The sequence below is a fragment of the Nostoc sp. genome (assembly GCF_036917515.1).
GTDB lineage: Bacteria > Cyanobacteriota > Cyanobacteriia > Cyanobacteriales > Nostocaceae > Nostoc.
This window is the reverse complement of sequence record NZ_JBALDE010000193.1, coordinates 1-20,176: the sequence shown is the minus strand read 5'-3', so window position 1 is coordinate 20,176 and position 20,176 is coordinate 1. Positions and strand designations below refer to the sequence as shown.

Genomic DNA, 20,176 nt, shown 5'->3' with positions numbered 1-20,176 from the left:
CTCCGAGACTTTTATTTATATTGCGATGATACGTATTATGCTTCGACGACTCGCATGAGTTTTTACTTTCTTGGACTTTTAAAACATCCTCTAAAACTGTTCGTGGTGGAGTATTTTTCTCTAGAGATAAAAGCAGCTTGAGAAAAGCTATCGAAATTGACAGTGGTATTTGTGCTGAAGGCAATTTATCAGCTAATGCTATTCGAGATAGAATCAAGTTTATGTTGAGTGCGTTTGAAATTGAATTGCGTGAATTTTCACTTTATCTCCGTGAGGATCGGAACGCAGCGGAATAATTAGTAAGCGATCGCCAATTCCATACAAACAAGCACATCTACTAAACAATGATCTACTGGCTATTTCAAGGCAACTCCAAGTATTATCGTATCATTGATGGCATCCGCGGCTTTGAGCAGATGCCTTGGCTTATTCTCACTAAGTAATTACGAGATTTAGATGAAACCGATTGGGAAGAACGCAGACTAGATATTCATCACATTTTCCCCAAGAGTTGGTGTGACAAGCAGGGTATTCCCGCATCTCGCTATAACTCTATCCTCAACAAAACTCTGATATCCTTTAAAGCAAATCGGATGATTGGTGGTAAAGCTCCAAGCGAATATCTGGTTCAGCTTCAAAAGCATGAAAGTGTTCAGCTAGACGATGCAGGCATGAATGCGATTTTAGCAACTCATCAAATCGACGCAATAACACTGCGAAAGGATGACTTTGAGGGTTTTATGGCATCGCGTCAACGGATAATACTTGGCAAAATTGAAGCTGCTATGGGTAAGCCTGTATTGGCTGTGGATGATTCGGCATACAGTGATGTGACAGATGAAGAAGAATGATTGGAGATAAATTAACTTAGGAAATGACTTAAGTAGAACGATGTGGAAAAACCAAACTATGTTAAAAAAAATTAAATAGACTCAAACCCTCTTCCCTCCTGCCTCCTGCCTTCTGACTCCTGCCTCATCCCAATGATAAATATTCACACCAACCTACTTAAGAGCTATTTCAAAGCAACCCCGAATACTGCTGCATTATTTATGGCATCCGTTACTTTGAACAGATTAAATTTTGCGAAATATTATGAACAAAAATTTGATAAATCCATATATTATAGCCCTGATTTTTTTCAGCTTAGTTATAAGCGTTTCTAACCAGACTAGAGATTTATATCAAACCAAAAATACACAAATAAACCTTAGTCAACTTTTCGCTACAGCTAGATGGAGATTAGATTCACAACAGCAATACAAAGAAGTTCGATTGCCTTTCACTCAAAAAAAAGGCTTAATATATGTACAAGCACTTTGGGCAGGCAAACAAGTTAACTGTGTTATTGATACTGGTGCGATATACATTTCATGGCCTCAAACATTGAACTTAAAAGCAAGTCCCATAGGAAAACAAGTTCAAATACTTGGGATTGGGGAGCAACATCGGATACTAGGGGAATGGGTCTTAGCACCAAACATTAAATTAGGTGGTTTTGAGCTAGAGAATATACCTACAATTTCAGAAAAAATAGTAGAGAAAGCCGATGCTCAGAAAATTGCCATAGCAGAAGCAGAAGGTATTAATGAAATTATATTAGGTAATACTGTTTTTCAAAACCTTGTCTTGACTATTGATTATAAAAAACAAGAAATAAATTTACGAGATAAAGACTATGATATAACCAAAAACCCAAGTGTTAAAGGTTATTTAGTTGATATGGTTTGGAATGATGGGAATTTGATAGTAATAGGTCAGTTAGCTAACCATCCAGTTCGTTTTCAAGTTGATACTGGTAATACTATGAGGTTAGCAGTAAATATTAAATTTGCACAAAAATATTTCGCAAATTATCCACGTACCCAATCAAAAACTGAATTAGCATCTGGAACCATATTTAATGAAAATATGCCAAGTATTAATGGTAATATAAATGGCTTCAAATTTGATACTGATAGATTAGCAATAATGCCACTCGATTCAGATGTAGATGCCTTAATAGGTGAGCCTTTTTTGAAAAACTTTCGCACTACAATAGATTATGGACGCAATAAAATACTTCTAGAACCTTACTCTTACTAATCAGTTAATCATAGGTAAATAACTGAACATTGTTACAATTTCTACATTTACGCGCCCGCAGCTTTTCGCCTTCTCCCCACCCAGCCCCATCAGCACGGAAATACACCCACTGACTTACTGATTCTCCAACGGTACGACCCATTCACAAAATTTTGTGAACTACAAATAGGACATGGCATTTCTTGTGGGCTAAGGTTTTTGTGATTCGGTTGGTTGTTCATGAGCTTCCCCCGATAAATTCTGAGTGCAATCTTCAGCAGCTATTGGGACAAAGTGCGATCGCGATCGCTTGAGATTGAATTACCGATTTTTCCAACTGAGTTATAATTCTATTTCCAGCAATCATCACTAGAAAAGACTTTCTGTTATCCGTTGGGTAAAATCTCGCGCACCATCTGTTTCTAACACGCCATCTTTCAACAATACTGTAAGTGATTAATTGTGGGATTCAAGGGATTCTACTTGGTAGAATTTGGACTTGATAGCATAAACTAATTACCCCGTAAGGGGACACAATACTGGAACTAATTGAGGGATAGAATTCTTTTGTTGACCCCGCCAAACCCCGCAATTGTTCCAACTTCAATTATTAGCCATAACAGCAACACGGAGAGCAATCCGCTGATATTTGTTTGGATTGTAGGGCATACCTGTATGCATAACTTGGGAGTTATCCCAAAACACAATATCTCCAGCTTGCCAAATATGGGCATAAACTGGCGTACAGTCCAGAATCCCGCGAAACAATTCCTGCCAATACTGTTTAGCAGCTTCTGGTTTGTTTTCTAGACCTTTGAGAATCGAAGTGTCAGAACCCAAATATAAACAATAGCGCCCAGTTACTTTGTGAGTTGAGACAATTGGATGTAATTTCCGAGGAATCTCTACCCCTGGCTGTGGGAAGATAGGTGATAGGTGATACATCGACAGTAGTTTTAATTGCTGCTGATGTTGAGGAGCGAGATTGTGGTGGGCTTCCACCATGTCGAGAAAGAGAGTGGTGTGGGGCTGTCCATCCGTTCCTTCGTCCGGGATGGACACCCCATAAAGCATCACGACATAGAGGGCATTCATATCCAGTCCCTGTGTTTTAGGGAGATGGTCTTTATCGTGATGCCATTGCCAAGCAACTTTGCCAACCACCTCACCAGAAAGCCCTTTGGGATTACCTAAAATGGAGACTCCAGGACTTTGTAAGTCTGGAGCGATTCCGGGGTCTAGAGGCTTGGGGCGACGACCAAGGGTTGAGTCACCAAACGTCTGGATTGCAAAGTCTTTCAACTGGGATGCCGTCAGTTTTTGCTTTCTGACAACAATAACCCCGTGTTTCCAGAGAGATTGTTTCAATTCCTCAACTTGTTGGTCTGTTATGGATGCAAGATTACAATCTCGTAGAACTTCCTTGCCCAGTCTTGAATGCTGCTGTACAGTCAACAATTTCTTCATCTTAAGTAAATACCGTTTGATAATATTATTCACCTCAAGCTTCGTGCTTTACGTAAAAAACGAATAATCTTGAAGCTTGCATTACAAACGATAGAAGTCAGCCTAAGCCAGCGTATCACAGATGGCATCCGCGATTTTGAGCTTTTTCCTTGGTGGATCACAGAAAATGGTTACTGGTGATGGGGGTTAATGAACGGAAATCTGGGGATAAAGTAGGCGTATATGTGATGGACTTATGCCTTGCTAAAAGTGCGATGGCGTAACCGATCGCAGTCATGCTCAAATCTCTAAAGCTAATTGAAAGCTCCCTGGCATTGACTATTGGACTGACACCAGCCGTGTTGATGTTAAATCGTGTACTAAAATTCGCTATCTCAGCAAGCCGTTAGAAAAGCCACTGCTGCGGGAAAACTTAAAGCAAGACCCTGTGTTGAAAAATCTGATTGTAATTCGTCAGCCGAATGCTGCCAATTACAAAATCACGCAGCAGGAATGACGTTGTGTGCATGGAGAAAAGCCAAGCGATCGCCAACTTAAACCTATTCTTAAACTACATCTACCAAAAAATGAGTTACTGGCTATTTCAGGGAAACCCCAAGTATTACCGCATCATAGACGGCATCCGTGACTTTGAGCAGATGCCGTGGCTTGCAACGCGCTATGCAAATGAGATGGCTCCTGGTGATGGAGTGCTGATTTGGAAAGCTGGAGATAAGGCGGGGGTATATGCGATCGCAGAGATTATCGAATCCTTTAAGAATATCGAAAACCCTACTGATATCGGCTACTGGATTGACACTAGTCGCGTCATGAATAGAATCTACTCCAAAATTCGCTTTACCAGCAAGCTGATAGAAAAGCCACTGCTAAGGGAAGACTTAAAACAAGACCCTGTGTTGAAAACTCTGATGGTGATTCGTCAGCCAAACGCTACAAACTACAAGGTTACACAACAGGAATGGCAACGTGTACATGAATTAAGAGGATAGCTATTCAAATGCAAATCAGAAATACTATAGGTAGATTAACTTTAACAGGAATAATTAGTTTTGGGGTTGGTGGAGCAGTCACTTTTGACCGTTATAACAACTATTGGAATCAAACAATATTTCGCGTTCAGACTGTTGATTTTAACATTTTATCTCATACTCTACCAACAAAACTTTCGTATGCAATTGTGAAAAATAAACCAGAAGAAATACAACGTACTTTAGATAGTAATTATAGTTTATTTGGATTAATCGTTACAGACTCTAGTGGACAAAAAATAATTGCTTATTCAGGTAAAGATTATGGAAAATCCTCATCTTGGAAAGCGGCTCTAAATCCACAGGAGTTAATAAAACATCCCTACGATGTGTTGCTTGATCCTCCACCTGTATTTGCACAGTGGACTTATATTGATTCTCATGCTATTGAACGCAGTGCTATAAATGTTACTAATCAAGGGCGTGTTATAGGAAGGGTTTACTATGTTAGGGGTGTAAGACCAACGTTTCAAGAGGATATTGCAACATTGCTAACTAATCCTTTTTCTGGAAGTAGTAGGATTCAAACTTACACAACAAGTCTAATAGCTTGTTTTGGGGCGACTTTGCTTATCTGGAGTGGTTTAGAGTTTATGCTTTATAAAAAGCGAGTTGATAAAAAGAAAGCAGAAAAAAGAGAAGATGAATTAGAAAATATCAATAAAGTTTTAGAAGTTCAATTAGCTGAGAGAATAAATGAACTAACAGTATTAAAAAATCAAAGAGGAGAAGAGAAAACCGAATTAACTAATGATGCTAAAAGATTGCGTATTTTAAATAACAGACTTAAGCAGGAAATTTCTCAACTCAAGGAATCCCTGATTAATCTCCCGAAAAATACAGAAAATTTATTAGCTCTGCAAACTGGACTAGAAAAAACTAAGTTAGAAGCACAAGAAAATCTAAATAAACAAAAACAGTATCAACAACATATTGAAAAACTAAATCAACATTTACAACTTGCTCAGAAGAAACAGTTACAAGCTAATCAATTATACAAGCTGAAAGAAAGTGAACTAGCTAAACTTCAAGAACAAGTGCAGAATATTGAAAATTCTCGTTTATTAGCTAAATCAGAATTACAACAACTGCAAAACAATGAAATTAATTCTCGAAAAATTGCTACTAGACTAGAACAAGAATTAACTAATCAAAAACTTGAACAACAACAACTTAACAATAAGTTGGGGATTTTGCAAAGTTCCTTATTAGAGTCTCAACAACGTGCTAAACAGGCGCAAGCTGAATCTTATAAAACTAGATTAGAGGCACAAGAAAATCTAAATAAACAACAACAGTATCAAGCACATATTCAAGAATTAAACAGATATTTGCAGATTGTGCAGAAGAAACAACTAGAAAGTAATCAACCAAAAGAAAATGAATTAGTTCAACTGAAGCAACAAATACATAATGCTGAATCAGAATTAGAACAATTGCGAAATAATGAAAAAAGTTCTCAAAAAATTGCTATCACCTTAGAACAACAATTAATTAATCAAAGACTTGAACAGGAACAGCTTAACCATCAACTAGAACTTTTACAAAGTTCTCTGTTAGAATCCCAACAAGGTGCTAGACAGGCACAGATTGAATCTGAAAAAGCTAGATTAGAGGCACAACAGAATCTAAATAAGCAACAGGAATATGAAGAGCAAATTAAAAAATTAACTCAGGATTTATATATTGTTCAAGAGAAACAATCAGAAACTAATGAACTAAAAGAAAATGAATTAGCCCAACTTCAACAGCAAATACATGAAATTGAAACCTCTTGTTCTTTAGTTAATTCTGAATTACAACAACTGCGAAACAATGAAACAAGTTCCCAGAAAATTATTACTGCGTTAGAACAACAATTAGCTAATCAAAATTTAATACAAGAACAACTTAATACTCAACTAAATATGTTGCAAAATTCCCTATTAGAATCTCAAGAGAGAGAGCAACAATTAGAACAACGTGAAAAACAGAAACAAGCTGAATTAGAAGCTTTGGCTAAAGAACTTGAGATTATTACTATTGAAACAAAAGGTAGACATCCTCTCAATATTTTTGAATTATCTATTAAAAACTCCTTAGAAAAGCATTTTTCTTCAGGAAGAGTATTAACACAATTTGATGTAGGTATCGGAAGACAAGGAAGTAAATTTACTGATTTTATAATTGTTACAAATAAGTGCTGCATCGTTGTAGAAGCTAAATCTTATAAGGGAACAATTGAATCTGTTGGTAATCCGCGTAATACTGGATGGACTTGCGATACAGGAACTAGAAAACTCTATATTTATGCTTGCTGGGGAGAAAACCCTTATCAGCAAGTTAAAACTTATGTAGATTCTTTATATAAATATGTAAATTCATCAAATTGGAATAGATTTCCTGTGTATGGTATTGTTGTATTTCCAGCAAACTCGGATATTAATAATAACATTGAATCGAATATAGGTGGTTTTTACAGAGTAGCTACACTAAATAATTTGGTTACTGTTATTGAAGAATTAGACAGTCAAGCTAGATTACAAAATGTAAGAACTTATCAACAAATTTTGCAAAAACTTACAGGTATATCTAATAAACAAGTAGCCTAATCATAAAAAATACAGATGATATCTATTGTGCCTAACTCTAAAAATAGTCAGAATTTCATAAAGCTTTTAGCATTTATTGGAGTTTTGGGTTTATCAGGTTGTCCATCTAATCCTCCTAAATCCGTAGTCTCCTCACCTACTCCTGCTATTACAAATAAACAACAAAGCTTACAAACAAGCACTTTAACCATAGGTATTTTAAGTAAACCTAGTTACTATCAAGAGCTAACTGCTTACCTGCGTTCTCAATTTGGTAATAAAGTGCAAATAGTGATTGATGGCGATGAATCAATTCCTTATGAAGAAGCCAGGAAAAGAATGATAAATAAGGAATGGGATATTGCCTTTACTTTATCACCAATACTTTCCGTAGCTGCGAAAAATAACGATTATCATTTTGCCGCTCGAATGTTTCCAAATAATCCTCCATATTACCAGGCTACGTTATTCACAAAATCTACCAGTAGTATTCAATCTCTCAATGATTTAAAATCCACAAATACTATTGCTCTAGGCGATTTCAATTCAGCATCTAGTTTCTATGTACCAGTTTATGACTTATTTGGTAAAAGTCTCAGGGTAGATATGGGGCATCGAAGTAAAGATATTAAAGACTTAGTTAAAACTGGAAAAATTGATGTGGGTGCTGCGGCGTATGAGGCAGTTGAAAATGATAAAGACTTAAAAATTATTCACTTAAGTAAGCAAATTCCTGGTGCTAATGTTTATTTATCACCTAAGCTTTCTGAATCTGACCGTCAGATAATTACACAAGTTTTGTTAAATGCACCGGAAAATATTAGAAAACAAGCTAATTATGGTAGTAGTGAAGAATCTGATTATTCACAATTAATAAAAATTTCTCAGAGAACTGAAGACATCTTAAAATGTGCAGATTTTAAACAAAATCCAGTTAATTTCTACTGTAGTGATAGTCCCCCGGAGCCAAAACCTAGTATTTCTCCTAATACTTCAGAAATATTAGGACGAATTAATGGATGGAGTCGCCAAAATAATGAAGATGAAGCTTTCAAGTTGTCAGGAAAAGATAATAAAGTTTACCAGATAATTATACCTCAAAAAGTTCTTGATCGAGTTCCTGGTGCTTCCAATCCAATTGCTTTACAAGGTAAAGAAGTCAAAATCATAAACGTTGCTCCCCAAAAAGCACAAGCAGGAATCTTTGAGCTAAAACTTACACAGCCTAATCAATTAAACATATTAGAAGATGTACCAAACTCTTCTATTCAGTCAAATTATCAAGTTAAGCAAGTTGATGACGGAGATACAATCACCGTTACTGATGTATCTAATCAAGAAATCAGAGTGAGGTTTGCTTGTATAGATGCCGCAGAAGTGCCTCATTCGGATACAGAAAAAAACAGTAATAACCCTACTGATATAAATCAGTTTTTATAGGGCAATAAAGCTAAAGAGCGACTAAAAACATTAATACAGAAAGGTGGTAATCAAGTATTGCTAAACATAGTAGATACTGACCACTATGGACGTAAAGTTGCTGAGATACGTTTACCTGATGGCACTTTTGCCCAACAAGTATTAGTTAGGGAAGGGCTAGCTATGGTTTATAGGCAGTACATTAAAAGCTGCCCTAGTGCTACTGATGTTGAACAAGCAGAGATTGATGCCAAACAACAACAGTTAAATATTTGGGCAGATTCACAATTTACTCCACCTTGGGATTGGCGACGCAATAGAAAGCCAAGCTTAAAAAAGCAGGCAAAAGTTTAATATTATCTACATTTACGGATTGAGCTATATTTATCGACCTGATAGCCAAGCATTTAAACCCTCTTTACGTTGCTGGTTTTTTTCGGATGGACTCATATCCCAAGCATTTTGTTTTTGAACAGCTTGGGGATTATACAATCCTGTCTCCCAGTTACCATAGATAGGATTGGGAAGGGCAATATACGCAGGTTCAATTGTTTTACTCTTGGGATCTGCATTAAATATTCCGTAACGCTGGCGATTATTATTAACGTGATTGCGTCGCTCTTGATTGCTCTTGCCTGCTGTCTCATCAAAATCATTGAGATTATCGCCTAGTAGAGCAATCACTGTGTATTTTTTGCCATCAGCTTTACCATTTTCAATTGCCTCCCGCCGCCATTGCTTTGAAGTATTTTCTTTCCCATCAATAACTTTAGTGAACTCACCTTTCAACAATACTGTTGTAGTATTAGCACCTTTAAAACCAACTGATTTTAGATTATTGATAGTTGCAATCTCTAAATCATTGTTTTGGCTATCTTTTTTACTACTCTTATCTCGATTAGAAATAAAAAAGACAGTTCCACCATTATCATTAACGTAATTCACAAACTTGACCGCACCAGGAACAGCCTTAGCTTTGGCTACTGATACCCATTTATTCCACGTTATTGGGTCAAAGCTATTATTCGTATCAATAAAGCCTGCTTGATAAGCACTGTTATCAAGAACTGTCTCATCAATATCAACAATCACGGCTGGGTTACGCACTTTTTTAGCTTTGGCTTGGTCGAAGACAAGCTGGCCTATATTGAAAGCTTGGTAAGTAAGAGCTTGGTACTCTCCCGATTGCTGTACCCAGTTAAGTGCTAATACGGACTGTTCATTTAGCTGTGCATTGGTAATCTCTGGCGTATCTTGTTTGAGTCCCAAAACAAGCAAACTTGAAGCGGCTAATGTAGAAAATGTAACAAACTTAATATATGTGCGAGGCATTTTATGGATTTGTCCTTGACCTAGTTCAGCGAATATTTATTGTTAGCGAATCGATCTGTACACTTATAACACACTTAGAAAAAATGTCACTTCATTTGTCCCCATATTCCAACCCTTGATGCGATCGCCAGCCTCTGAGCATTCTCAAAAGTTAATTGATTCGGGCATTCCACGCCGCTTTGCTACGTTCTAGCCAAGCCGCTTTTGAGTAGTTCTTCCTGAAAACTAATCTCAGCCTCACCTTGGCCGTAAACCATCACCTCTGCAACAGTACGCCCCTGCTTATCTTTCCCCGCCGGAATGACCATTACTTGATTTTCGGGGCGTTGCAACGAGCGATTGCAGTTTCTGTTTTGCTTCATTACCAAATGGTTGTCCTGTAGCTTTATCGTGTCTGACTTCAGGTGCATCGATTCTACAAAGCTCTTTTCTCTTGTGCATAAAAGACCTACTGGCTATTTCAAGGCAACCCTAAGTATTAACGTATCATAGACGGCATCCGCAACTTTGAGCTTCCTTGGCTTGCAACACCTATGCCAAAGACATGGCTTCTGGCAACGAAGTGCTGATGAAGGCAATCTAGGGATTAATCAGGATATATGCGAACGCAGAGATTTATGTATGGCAACTGGGAAACAGAAATTTATAATTCCAAGGTTAGACACTTATTGCCATAATGTCAGATGTTCTTAATATGTGACTCAACAACCAGTAAAGCAATGGCTCAATTCAGAGCTTTAGCGATCCATTGCCTGAGACTATATATTCATGGCTTTACTAGCCAGCAAAACTGACACAAGTAATATTTACTATCTTCAATCAGATATACAGCACCAATACTTGCAGTTATTGTTGGATAAGTATAAATAACCAGTTTATCTGCTGGCATTTATTCATCACTACTTATTTTATTGCTACAAATTATACCTGTTTTTTACTACTTATGTTAATTTTGCTATAGCTTACTCGTAGTCAGGGTTATATGAACTTTGTAGTTTTAGATACTGAGGGGAAACCGGAATTAAGTGAATTGGCGATTGTGGACAGTCAGGGACGGTTGATCTATGAAGGGTTTTCTAGCGATTATCCCAATCACAACAAGAATCTGCCCAACCTCAAAAGCCTCAAAACCCTGGTGTCAGAGTTTTTGGCACTTGTGCAAGGAAAGAAAATAATCTGCCACTATGCCTTGCACGATATTGAGATACTTCAGTCCAGTTTTCGCAGAGTTGGTCTAGTGTGCCCCAAATTAGAATTTGAGTGTACTTGGGATAGAGCAAAAAGTCTTTGGCCTGCACTAGAAAGCCATTCCCTAGAATACCTGAGTAAGCATTTTAATTTGCAGGTGAACAAGCAACACTTTGTTAGGGATATGGCTCATGCTGCTCGATATGATGCTCAGTTCACATACCAGCTTTGTCGGCGACTGATGATAGAGCAACTAAAACAGCAGCCAAATCCATTTAGTGCTAGTCGGGTTGATACTCCGTTTCAGACTCACCCTGATTATTTTGCCACTTACCGCCAAGAATATCTTACTCTTGAGTCAATTTTGGCTGATATCAAACTAGATTCCAATCGCCAGAGTAAAGGAGTCGTAGTTATTGGAGAGCCGGGGACTGGTAAAACCCACTTGATGATGAGACTAGCCGATGAGCGACTAGCCAATAATCGACTGTTATTTATCCGTCAACCAAACCATCCCAAAGCAGTGCTGCATCACATCTACAGCCGCATTTTGGAGTCTTTAGTACAGTCGGTTGGTTCTGCTACTCAATTGGACTACCTGATTATCAATAGCTTTTATAAAATTCTCAGTTTCCGAGTTACATCTCAAAAAGACCAAGAAATTATCAAAGCTCTACAAGATAAAAATTTAGATGATCTTGGAGCCGAAGGAACTAGACGTAAGCATGATTACTGGCAGCACATTGAGAAACGGATCGGTGAATGGTGGGCAGGTCATTATTCTTCTGGGGGTTTTGCTCTTGCAATCCTCAAAGGAATTGTTAAGTATTGTAGTTATACCGACCCACGACGGAAAGATATCGCTACCCGTTGGCTAGCTGCCAATATTTTATCTGCCCAAGAGACAGAATTAGTGGGTTTACCAAATTGGGGTGAAGACCTCAGCCAAGAAGCTTTTTCTTTGGAAGCAATTTCAGTTTTGGCTAAACTATCTATCTTGGATGAACCCTTAATCATCGTCTTCGATCAGCTAGAAGGATTGGGGCTTTCACATAACCGAGAAATCTTACTGAATTTTGGGGAAGCTATCAAGGAAATTTTTACTCACGTTCCTAACAGTTTAATTATTCTCAATATGTTTCCCGATCGATGGGAACAGTTTCAAGCTAGCTTTGACAACTCAATTATTGGTAGAGTCTCCCAGTACCAGATTTATTTACGTCAGCCAGATGAAACAGAACTTGAAGCGATTCTGCGGGTAAAGCTTCAGGCGCTTGATATTCCTCTAGAACTATTATTTAGCTCTGAAGATTTGGAAGATATTCTTGGACAAAAGCCAATTCGAGGGGTATTGAACCGAGCAGCAGACTATTATAACTACAGAGTTCGTCAAATTCCTCTAGCATCTGTCAAAGAAAATCTGCACAAACCTGATAGTAAAGAACAACTAGAACAACAGCTAAGAATTCTACAGCAGCAACAGCAAAAGTTAACCGAAGTATTTCTAGATTTGGTTCAAGTAATACAGGAACCAGGGTCAGTTGATTTAATAAAATTGCGTCAGCAATTTCTTCCCGAGTCTCCTAAGCTTCAGTTACACACTTCAGTCAACATTATTGAGTATTTAACTCAAAAGAAGACTGAACTTGAGAAACAGTATAGTAATCTTCCGATCATTTCTGATTATGATGATATAGGTAAACTGAAAACTATTGCCGAAGCTTTTAATTATATAAAACCTATCCGACTAACTCATTATCGTTTGGGTAAGCGAGTTTTACCTGAGCATATTGTGGTTGAGACTGACAACAAAAATTATGTGATGGGATTTCTGCAAGTTGACCCAAGTACCTCATCTTTTACTAGCCGAATCGCTAATTTCAATGAGCTAGTAAGTCTGCATCACCATGACCGTTTTGGTTTATTTCGAGATGAGCGATTAACTGAAGTAAAGGGGAAAGTAGGGAGAGAAAGAATAACTCAACTGAATAATTCCCCTAATGGAAAGTTTAAGTTATTCGCCAAGCGGGACAGAATTGCTTTGGATTTAACCTATCAGACAATTATTGACATTCAAAATAGAGATTTAGATGTTGATTTGGAGTCAGCTTTAAAGATATTTATCACCGATCAGCATTGGTATCATTGGCTGTTCAGTATGTTTGGTTTTACTAAATCTTTTGCACAGGCAGCGTGAACATTATAAGTTTTTCTCTAAAAATTAACCATGAACATTACAACTATCCTTGACCAAATTGACATGGGCAGTATTGCTCTACCAGAATTCCAACAGGGTTACGTGTGGAATCGTGACCAAGTACGCAGGTTGATGAATTCGCTATATCGTAGACATCCCATCGGTAGTTTATTAGTATGGGAAACCAAAACTGAACAAGCAATTGACCATGCTCGTGGTGATGGTAAGCTTTCCACTGGTACAGTTAAACTGCTGCTTGATGGGCAACAGCGTATCACCTCCTATTATGGTATTGTGCGAGGCAAACCACCTCAATTTTTTGATGGTAACGCCCAAGCTTTCACAGGTTTATACTTCAACTTAGAGGAAGAAATATTTGAATTTTATACTCCTCTGAAAATGAAAGATAACCCTTTATGGGTAAATGTCAGTGACTTGATGCAGCAAGGTGTAGGAGTTTTTATTCAGAATTTGCTAAAAATTCCCGAACTAGCTGCTGGATTGACCACTTACATCAATCGTTTGAACAAACTTGAAGGCATCAAAAATATTAATCTACATATTGAAGAAGTCAGTGGCGAAGATAAAACAGTCGATGTCGTTGTAGAGATTTTTAACACTGTCAATAGCGGAGGAACTAAACTATCTAAAGGTGATTTAGCACTAGCAAAAGTTTGTGCCCAATGGCCGGATGCCCGTAACGAACTCAAAACACGTCTGGCAAAATGGAATAAAGCAGGTTTTGACTTTCGTTTGGAGTGGTTGCTGAGGTGCATTAACGCAGTTATTACTGGAGAAGCAGTGTTTTCCGCGCTCAAAGATGTTAAGACTGCGACGTTTCAAGACGGGCTTAACAAGGCAGAAAAAGCAATTGATACCCTGCTCAACCTCATTTCTGGGCGTTTGGGACTCGACCACAATCGGGTACTCGGTGGTATTTACGCCTTTCCTGTCATGGTGCGTTACCTTGTTGGGCGTGGCGGACATCTTAAAGATCACAAAGAACGCGACAAATTATTGTACTGGTATGTACATACTTTACTGTGGGGACGGTACGCAGGTTCAACTGAGAGCGTTCTAACCCAAGATTTACACGTATTAGAGTCTACAGATAACCCGCTAGACCAACTTATCGCCAACCTACGACAAAATCGTGGAGACTTGGAAATCAAAGCTATTGACTTTCAAGGCTGGGGTATGGGGTCAAGATTTTATCCATTAGTTTATATGCTTACCCGCGTACATCAAGCAAAAGATTGGGATAGTGGCATTGCTCTGTCAAAACATCTTTTAGGCAAACATAATTACCTAGAAGTTCACCATATTTTTCCCAAGTCACTACTTTACAAAGGTGGTTATCCCAAATCAGAAGTGAATGCGATCGCTAATCTCACCTTTCTCACCCAAGAAACTAACCTCAAAGTTTCAAACCGTCATCCTTCGGAGTATTTTGAGGCATTCGAGCAAACGCAACCTGGAGCGATCGCAACGCACTGGATACCGATGGAACGCAGTTTGTGGCAAATTGAAAACTACCGTGATTTCTTAACCGCACGCCGTGAACTTTTAGCTCAAGCTGCCAATAAATTTTTGAATAGCTTACTCACCGGGGATATTCCAGAACCAAAAGTGACAGATTCTATGTTAGAAGAACAAGCTGAAAGTTCTACTGTGGTTGTACCATTGGCTGAGGAACGAGTTCTGGAAGAATGTAATGATATGGGTGCAAGAGCAGGGATTACCGATTGGTGAATGGATGTATGAAATTGCTGATTCGACAGGAACAGTGAGTAAAGTACTTGATTTAGCATGGCCCAATGGTTTGCAATCGGGGAAAAGTCAATCAGTTGCCCTGATAATTGATGCAGATCAAGAAATAGAATTGGCTGCAAATCGTCTTGGTTATCGCTATTTTACGGACATAGACAGATTCAAAAGCTATGTTATCCAAGAGGTTTTAGCTGTTGAGTTTCCGACAGTAGACGATTATAAAAAAGCTTTTATCGCTGTTAGTTGTGAAATAACGAATAGTCATAAAGCTATGCTGAGAGCGCATTACCATGCAGCCGAGCAAATTATTACTGCAACTGAGTTAGTAAAGGCGGCTGGATATGAACATTTTGGTGGTGCAAATCTTCAATACGCCAGAATAGCAGAACTGGTTGCAAATTACTTAAACTATTCGCCACCTCAACATGACGATAGTGGTAAACCTTTCTGGTCACTAATGTTAGCTTCGGGCTACTGGAAAATATTGTCAGATACCGAAAGTACTACTCAACGAGAATGGCAGTGGCAGTTACGCCCACAAGTTGCTCAAGCTTTAGAAGATTTAGCTTGGGTATAAGCCAGGTATAAATCTTTCTAATTTAGTTACTCTCTGAAACGTAAATCTATATGGCTATTCTCTTCCAACTTATCGGTACATTAATCAAGTGGGCTGCGATCGCTATTATTTACCTCACACCCGTTCTAGGTGTCTGGTTAGCATCTTCCCTAGCTGCATACAATAACCGTTCTACTTCTTTAGCTGTACTAGCAGGGGTGTTTCTCTTTCCCATCTTACCTATGCTTTGGGAACTACGGGCACAAAGCAAGGGCAGTCGGAGCAAAGAGCGCATTTTGACTTTGGGCGATCGCCTGACGCTCAGAACTCTTGTAATCAACTTTGTGGCGATCGCTGCCTTATTAGTATGGCAACCGCGTTTGAGTTTTGTAGCTCTGTCAACGCGAGGCGACTGGATGCTGGGTAATTTACAAGGACAACCTGCACAGTTAATTCGACAGAATTTATTCAAGCTGGCAAATGGTTTGGAAGGAATGTATCTCAGCTTCAATAAAAATCCTTTTGAGCGTTACGATGACGGCAGTAGTAAAGTCCAACCACAACCCCAAACTGACCGAGATCCTTTTGAGAAATTAAGAACCCAAGATACTGCTAAACCGCAGCCAGCTAATAATACCAGTGGTTGGGCGTGGGAAGGTATGGGAATACACCCCGCAGTTGCCAATATGCCCAGCAGTGTAGAGACAAGCATTGCATCAGTTGCTCAGTATATTGTTAGTAAAGAATCAGATCCGGTACAGCGAATTAAAGCTCTTCACGATTACGTTGCAGATCGAATTGCATACGATGCTGAATCTTATTTTGCAGGGCAATATCCACCACAAGATGCCGAAACTGTATTTAGAACTCGTAAGTCTGTGTGTGCCGGCTATGCAAAATTATTAGAAGCATTGGGTAAAGCGGCTGGAGAAGAAATCATTTATGTTGTAGGAGATGCACGGACTCAAACCAGCGACCTTAGCGGTCAAGGTCATGCGTGGAATGCAGCAAGAGTCAAAGGACAATGGTACTTAATTGATGCTACTTGGGATAGCGGTTATGTTGATCGCTCGTCAGGTTTTACAAAAAACTACCGTACTGAATACTTAATGCCCCCACCAGAAGTTATGGTGATCAGCCATTTTCCAAAAGATCCTGCTTGGCAGCTGTTATCAAATCCATTACCGCTTGGTGAGTTTTTGCGCCAGCCGATGATGAAACCAAAGTTTTTTGCTGATGGCTTGCAACTTGTCAGCCCTGTGCGATCACAGACGAATGTGGGTGATGAAGCAAAATTAGTATTGGCAAATCCTAAAAATGTTTGGTTATTAGCCAGTTATAACTCAAAAGGTGAAAGCAACTCCCAGTCCTGCGGTCGCCCCGTACAAGGCGATCAAGTTACGTGTAAACTCCCTGCCTCCGGTTCCTATGAAATGCGGTTATTTACGTCTACAAAAAGTCAGGGTGAATTTAATTATGTAGGTCAATTAGAGTTTAACAAGTTGTGAGAAAAAATTTTAAATATCAGAAAATGAGTTAAAAAAATATATATGAGTAATACTAAGTTTCATCCACAACCCCATAAAAGATAATTGTGAAAACTGAATTACCTCCATTAACTAATTATGTTCTATTCTTTGTAGTTGTCTTAAGTATGGTGTATTTTTATAACAGCATAGCTCAAAGACAATTAATTAAAAAGCAACGAAGAGCAGAAAGGCCCAAGCCTGGTTTTGGCTTTTATATCTTATGGAATCAAATTTCGTTAATTTCCTTTTTTTGCATAACTTATATTATAGGATGGGATGCACCATCAGTTGGTTTAAAATTTGAAATATTCCCAGTATTTTCCCTAATAATTGGCTTAAGTGGCTATTGTATATTTGTGTTGCTTTTAAGTAAAGTCTTCAATCTTTTGAAAATCAGCCAAATTGTGGAAAATGATGCTTATCTCGTTTCTATAAGGCTTATGCCACGACAAAAGCTTCAGAAAATATTATTTATGTTTGCTGTATGTATACTAAATCCAATAACAGAAGAGTTGATATTTCTGGGAGTACTAGTACATCAATTAAGCATACATACAAATAATTATTACTTAGCAATTTTTCTGGGTTTATTTGTAAGTCTGGGAAATCATATTTATCAAGGAAAATTACATATTATTACACATCTTGTTTTTTATATTTTTACTGTGACCTTGCTTTATTCAGATGTAGGGCTTCTTGGGTCTATAGGTTTTCACTTGGCAGGAGATATTTATCCATTTATGTGGCTTAAATATCAGGTTAATAACTATAAAAAACGAAGAAGGGAGGAACGCAGGGCTAAATATATTTCCAATTAGAATATCAGAGACTCTCTTTATACAAAATCGCTGCTCAACTTTTGGTAAAGGTATTGATTTATATAAAATTTTTCTAAAAAATGGCATAATTTCTTTTCTAGATTTGCAAAATATTAAGTAGAACTAAAATATAACCAGAACTAGCTCATGGCAGTACTTGCACCTATGTTGGAACAAACTGTAGGAAAGATTCGCTTTTGTGTTGATGATGTAAAAAACGCTCAGAAACCTTTACCTACTGAAAACGCCAAATTTCAGTTAGAGAAGCATTTCCAAGAAAAAGTCCTGGCATTCAGCCATAATGATACGTTGGAGGTAATTCAAGACAAAGATATTCATTCGCTGGCATTTGCTGTTCATGCTGCTTTTAGCGAACATCGCCCGTTATTATTAACACCTGACATCATTTGGATAACGTTAGCTCAAGGATTTGCTCAACATATCAACAATAATGCAGAAACTTTGCGTTCGCGTTTTGTTCGTCACCAAGGCAAGCAAGAACTCGTAGTTGAGGCTTTACAAATCCCCCAACAAACCCAGCACTGGAGTGAGGCAGTTCAAAACTGGGTATTGCTTATCCGCGACCATGTAGGGTCTGACCTGTATCGATTGATAGAGTGTAACTTCAGTACTACAACACCCATCACTCGCACAGCCAGCCATGTCGTGATGATGAATACCTTCCAAAAGTATTTTGACTACCTAATGTATTGCATTTGCGGTATTCCTGAGATTACACTGCTGGGTACTGTAGAAGATTGGCAAAGTATTTGCGCTCGCATCCAAATCATGGCTGAGTATGACTTGGATTGGTGGACAGATCGCTTAATGCCAATTTGCCGAGAATTTGTGGAAACAGCTTCAGGTAGACCATCGTTAGAGTTTTGGCGCAGCATCTACAAGCCTAAAGCTGTTTATGGCGGTGAACTAATTACTGGCTGGTTGAGTGATTTATTTCCTTATATTAAACATTCAGTAACTAAAGTTCCCTCGGTAAGAAATCCCGTTTTGGCAATAGATCGCTGCTCCTTGCCTAACGGGTCATCATCCTCCGAACAAACATTCAGCCACGAAACTCGCGGTATTAGTGCTGATAGCTTGCCTTTAGGAATTTCTCAAGCTCCATTTTGTCTTCAAATGGCAGGTGAGAAAGAATATTCCTTAGAACTGCTTGCTGGTTTTATTGGTGTTCGTCAAGATTCTCAATCGCAAACTTTACAACCTGAGATTGGTTGGGCAGTGCGCGAACGTAACAATCATTTTGCACAGTTACTCGACAAAATTCAACAGCAACACCTTGTACAACTGCCGATTAACTGGTCTGACTTTCGTAGTTTTTCAGAGGCAGTTCCTAAAGAACACATCGAAATGCTAGAGCGATTCGATGGTGCGACACTTTATGCTAATAGTGGTCATTTTTGGCAAATTCCTAAGTATAGTTTCATTAAAATTTACGAAATTTCTCAACCAAAATCTCCTATCTGTTATGTAACTCATCTGATGGATCTTGAAGATGGTCGTTGTATTACTTACTTCTTTAACGCTCTGAATAACGAATATTGCATACTTTTGGGCCAGCCGATTCTAGATAGTAATCAGCTTCAAGATCCTGTAATTATAGCTAAAAGCATTCCAGAACTTTTTGAGTGCATATTTCAAGCCCAGGGGCAGTACTACTTCGACGATTCTAGCTTTGACGTTACTGAATTTAAATATGAATTACTGCTTTGGCCGGAAGACTAGGAATACTAAAAGATAAGCTGCTGTACTTTTAATTTGCATAAAATGTAAATTAGACAATTATATTTACTGCCATGCCAGCTAGAGGTTTTCTCACACCAGTTCAACAATAAAGTCTACAACTTGCCATCAGAGAAAGTGCAGGGCAAACGCATCTAAATTACTGTTGATCGCAACAAAGGTTAAGAACCAACAAAAAAATTTTCCTTTCGCATCTGATTATTTTTAAAGCCCTAAAGCAATTGCCTAAAATCTTAGCAATAAGCAAGGATTAATGACATTCTACCCTATTGATAATACGCTTTGTTTGTTGACATGAAGCGGTCGCCCCCCTAACATTGGTTATTGGATAGATAGCAATTGTATCGGTGTTAAACCTTGTACCAAGATTCGTTTGATTAGCAAGTGTGATTTGAACGATAATTTAGCCAAACGGTCACGAAATACTTCACTCTGTACTAGGACAACATATAGTTCAAAGTTATAAATTGAGTTTAA

At 38.2% G+C, this 20,176-nt stretch carries 16 protein-coding genes and 2 pseudogenes; 12 read left to right on the top strand and 6 right to left on the bottom strand.

The window, feature by feature from the left end:
• Nucleotides 1-217, bottom strand: a 217-nt coding sequence (locus V7K89_RS25895) for a hypothetical protein (protein ID WP_335192273.1), incomplete at its 3' end; no start/stop codon positions are given.
• A 376-nt stretch (nt 218-593) separates the two neighbouring features.
• On the opposite strand from V7K89_RS25895, the gene V7K89_RS25890 reads away from it, so the two are divergent.
• Both V7K89_RS25890 and V7K89_RS25885 read left to right on the top strand, forming a co-directional pair.
• Nucleotides 594-851 (top strand): hypothetical protein, encoded by a 258-nt coding sequence (locus tag V7K89_RS25890; protein WP_335192271.1) that lies wholly within the window; start codon nt 594-596, stop codon nt 849-851.
• 244 nt (nt 852-1,095) lie between these two features.
• Complete coding sequence (locus tag V7K89_RS25885) at nt 1,096-2,085, top strand: hypothetical protein (RefSeq protein ID WP_335192269.1); 990 nt, start codon at nt 1,096-1,098, stop codon at nt 2,083-2,085.
• Nucleotides 2,086-2,089: 4 nt separating this feature from the next.
• Here the strand turns inward: V7K89_RS25885 and V7K89_RS25880 are convergent, their stop codons facing one another.
• Nucleotides 2,090-2,227, bottom strand: a complete 138-nt coding sequence (locus tag V7K89_RS25880) for a hypothetical protein (RefSeq protein ID WP_335192266.1) — start codon at nt 2,225-2,227, stop codon at nt 2,090-2,092.
• Between the two features lie 440 nt (nt 2,228-2,667).
• Nucleotides 2,668-3,531, bottom strand: a complete 864-nt coding sequence (locus V7K89_RS25875; RefSeq protein ID WP_335192264.1) for a TauD/TfdA dioxygenase family protein — start codon at nt 3,529-3,531, stop codon at nt 2,668-2,670.
• 506 nt (nt 3,532-4,037) lie between these two features.
• Here V7K89_RS25875 and V7K89_RS25870 point away from each other — a divergent pair.
• The 4 genes and pseudogenes from V7K89_RS25870 to V7K89_RS25855 form a co-directional block, all read left to right on the top strand.
• Nucleotides 4,038-4,520, top strand: coding sequence for an EVE domain-containing protein (locus V7K89_RS25870; RefSeq protein WP_335192262.1), 483 nt, complete (start codon nt 4,038-4,040; stop codon nt 4,518-4,520).
• Nucleotides 4,521-4,528: 8 nt separating this feature from the next.
• Nucleotides 4,529-7,150, top strand: coding sequence for an NERD domain-containing protein (locus V7K89_RS25865; RefSeq protein WP_335192260.1), 2,622 nt, complete (start codon nt 4,529-4,531; stop codon nt 7,148-7,150).
• 15 nt (nt 7,151-7,165) lie between these two features.
• On the top strand, nt 7,166-8,569 hold the full coding sequence (locus V7K89_RS25860) for a PhnD/SsuA/transferrin family substrate-binding protein (RefSeq protein WP_335192257.1): 1,404 nt from the start codon (nt 7,166-7,168) through the stop codon (nt 8,567-8,569).
• 12 nt (nt 8,570-8,581) lie between these two features.
• Nucleotides 8,582-8,902 (top strand): annotated as a pseudogene (locus tag V7K89_RS25855) (thermonuclease family protein); the annotation flags it as partial.
• Between the two features lie 30 nt (nt 8,903-8,932).
• On the opposite strand, the gene V7K89_RS25850 reads toward V7K89_RS25855, so the two are convergent.
• From V7K89_RS25850 to V7K89_RS36080, 3 genes and pseudogenes are all read right to left on the bottom strand, one after another.
• Entirely contained in the window at nt 8,933-9,880 is a 948-nt protein-coding gene (locus V7K89_RS25850) for a 5'-nucleotidase, lipoprotein e(P4) family (RefSeq protein ID WP_335192255.1), read from the bottom strand.
• 182 nt (nt 9,881-10,062) lie between these two features.
• Nucleotides 10,063-10,242, bottom strand: a complete 180-nt coding sequence (locus V7K89_RS25845; protein ID WP_335192253.1) for a thermonuclease family protein — start codon at nt 10,240-10,242, stop codon at nt 10,063-10,065.
• A 10-nt stretch (nt 10,243-10,252) separates the two neighbouring features.
• Nucleotides 10,253-10,321 (bottom strand): annotated as a pseudogene (locus tag V7K89_RS36080) (hypothetical protein); the annotation flags it as partial.
• A 541-nt stretch (nt 10,322-10,862) separates the two neighbouring features.
• Here V7K89_RS36080 and V7K89_RS25840 point away from each other — a divergent pair.
• From V7K89_RS25840 to V7K89_RS25815, 6 genes are all read left to right on the top strand, one after another.
• Nucleotides 10,863-13,265 carry an exonuclease domain-containing protein gene (locus V7K89_RS25840; protein WP_335192251.1) on the top strand — a complete coding sequence of 801 codons (2,403 nt, stop codon included), beginning with the start codon at nt 10,863-10,865 and terminating at the stop codon, nt 13,263-13,265.
• A gap of 30 nt (nt 13,266-13,295) precedes the next feature.
• Nucleotides 13,296-15,017 carry a GmrSD restriction endonuclease domain-containing protein gene (locus V7K89_RS25835; RefSeq protein WP_335192248.1) on the top strand — a complete coding sequence of 574 codons (1,722 nt, stop codon included), beginning with the start codon at nt 13,296-13,298 and terminating at the stop codon, nt 15,015-15,017.
• Nucleotides 14,980-15,612 (top strand): hypothetical protein, encoded by a 633-nt coding sequence (locus V7K89_RS25830; protein WP_335192246.1) that lies wholly within the window; start codon nt 14,980-14,982, stop codon nt 15,610-15,612. Before V7K89_RS25835 ends, V7K89_RS25830 begins: the two co-directional genes overlap by 38 nt.
• Nucleotides 15,613-15,662: 50 nt before the next feature.
• Nucleotides 15,663-17,099 (top strand): transglutaminase domain-containing protein, encoded by a 1,437-nt coding sequence (locus tag V7K89_RS25825; RefSeq protein WP_335192244.1) that lies wholly within the window; start codon nt 15,663-15,665, stop codon nt 17,097-17,099.
• Between the two features lie 86 nt (nt 17,100-17,185).
• Entirely contained in the window at nt 17,186-17,938 is a 753-nt protein-coding gene (locus V7K89_RS25820; RefSeq protein ID WP_335192242.1) for a CPBP family intramembrane glutamic endopeptidase, read from the top strand.
• 147 nt (nt 17,939-18,085) lie between these two features.
• The gene (locus V7K89_RS25815) at nt 18,086-19,681 is read left to right on the top strand and encodes a DUF4419 domain-containing protein (RefSeq protein WP_335192240.1); all 1,596 of its coding nucleotides are present in this window, start codon (nt 18,086-18,088) and stop codon (nt 19,679-19,681) included.
• Nucleotides 19,682-20,176 lie beyond the last annotated feature (495 nt).

Coding starts and splice junctions, on each gene's coding strand:
- V7K89_RS25850 (WP_335192255.1), bottom strand. CDS start 9,880: ATGCCTCGCACATATATTAAGTTTGTTACATTTTCTACATTAGCCGCT.
- V7K89_RS25860 (WP_335192257.1), top strand. CDS start 7,166: ATGATATCTATTGTGCCTAACTCTAAAAATAGTCAGAATTTCATAAAG.
- V7K89_RS25885 (WP_335192269.1), top strand. CDS start 1,096: ATGAACAAAAATTTGATAAATCCATATATTATAGCCCTGATTTTTTTC.
- V7K89_RS25880 (WP_335192266.1), bottom strand. CDS start 2,227: ATGGGTCGTACCGTTGGAGAATCAGTAAGTCAGTGGGTGTATTTCCGT.
- V7K89_RS25835 (WP_335192248.1), top strand. CDS start 13,296: ATGAACATTACAACTATCCTTGACCAAATTGACATGGGCAGTATTGCT.
- V7K89_RS25890 (WP_335192271.1), top strand. CDS start 594: ATGATTGGTGGTAAAGCTCCAAGCGAATATCTGGTTCAGCTTCAAAAG.
- V7K89_RS25865 (WP_335192260.1), top strand. CDS start 4,529: ATGCAAATCAGAAATACTATAGGTAGATTAACTTTAACAGGAATAATT.
- V7K89_RS25830 (WP_335192246.1), top strand. CDS start 14,980: ATGATATGGGTGCAAGAGCAGGGATTACCGATTGGTGAATGGATGTAT.
- V7K89_RS25815 (WP_335192240.1), top strand. CDS start 18,086: ATGGCAGTACTTGCACCTATGTTGGAACAAACTGTAGGAAAGATTCGC.
- V7K89_RS25875 (WP_335192264.1), bottom strand. CDS start 3,531: ATGAAGAAATTGTTGACTGTACAGCAGCATTCAAGACTGGGCAAGGAA.
- V7K89_RS25845 (WP_335192253.1), bottom strand. CDS start 10,242: ATGAAGCAAAACAGAAACTGCAATCGCTCGTTGCAACGCCCCGAAAAT.
- V7K89_RS25825 (WP_335192244.1), top strand. CDS start 15,663: ATGGCTATTCTCTTCCAACTTATCGGTACATTAATCAAGTGGGCTGCG.
- V7K89_RS25870 (WP_335192262.1), top strand. CDS start 4,038: ATGGAGAAAAGCCAAGCGATCGCCAACTTAAACCTATTCTTAAACTAC.
- V7K89_RS25840 (WP_335192251.1), top strand. CDS start 10,863: ATGAACTTTGTAGTTTTAGATACTGAGGGGAAACCGGAATTAAGTGAA.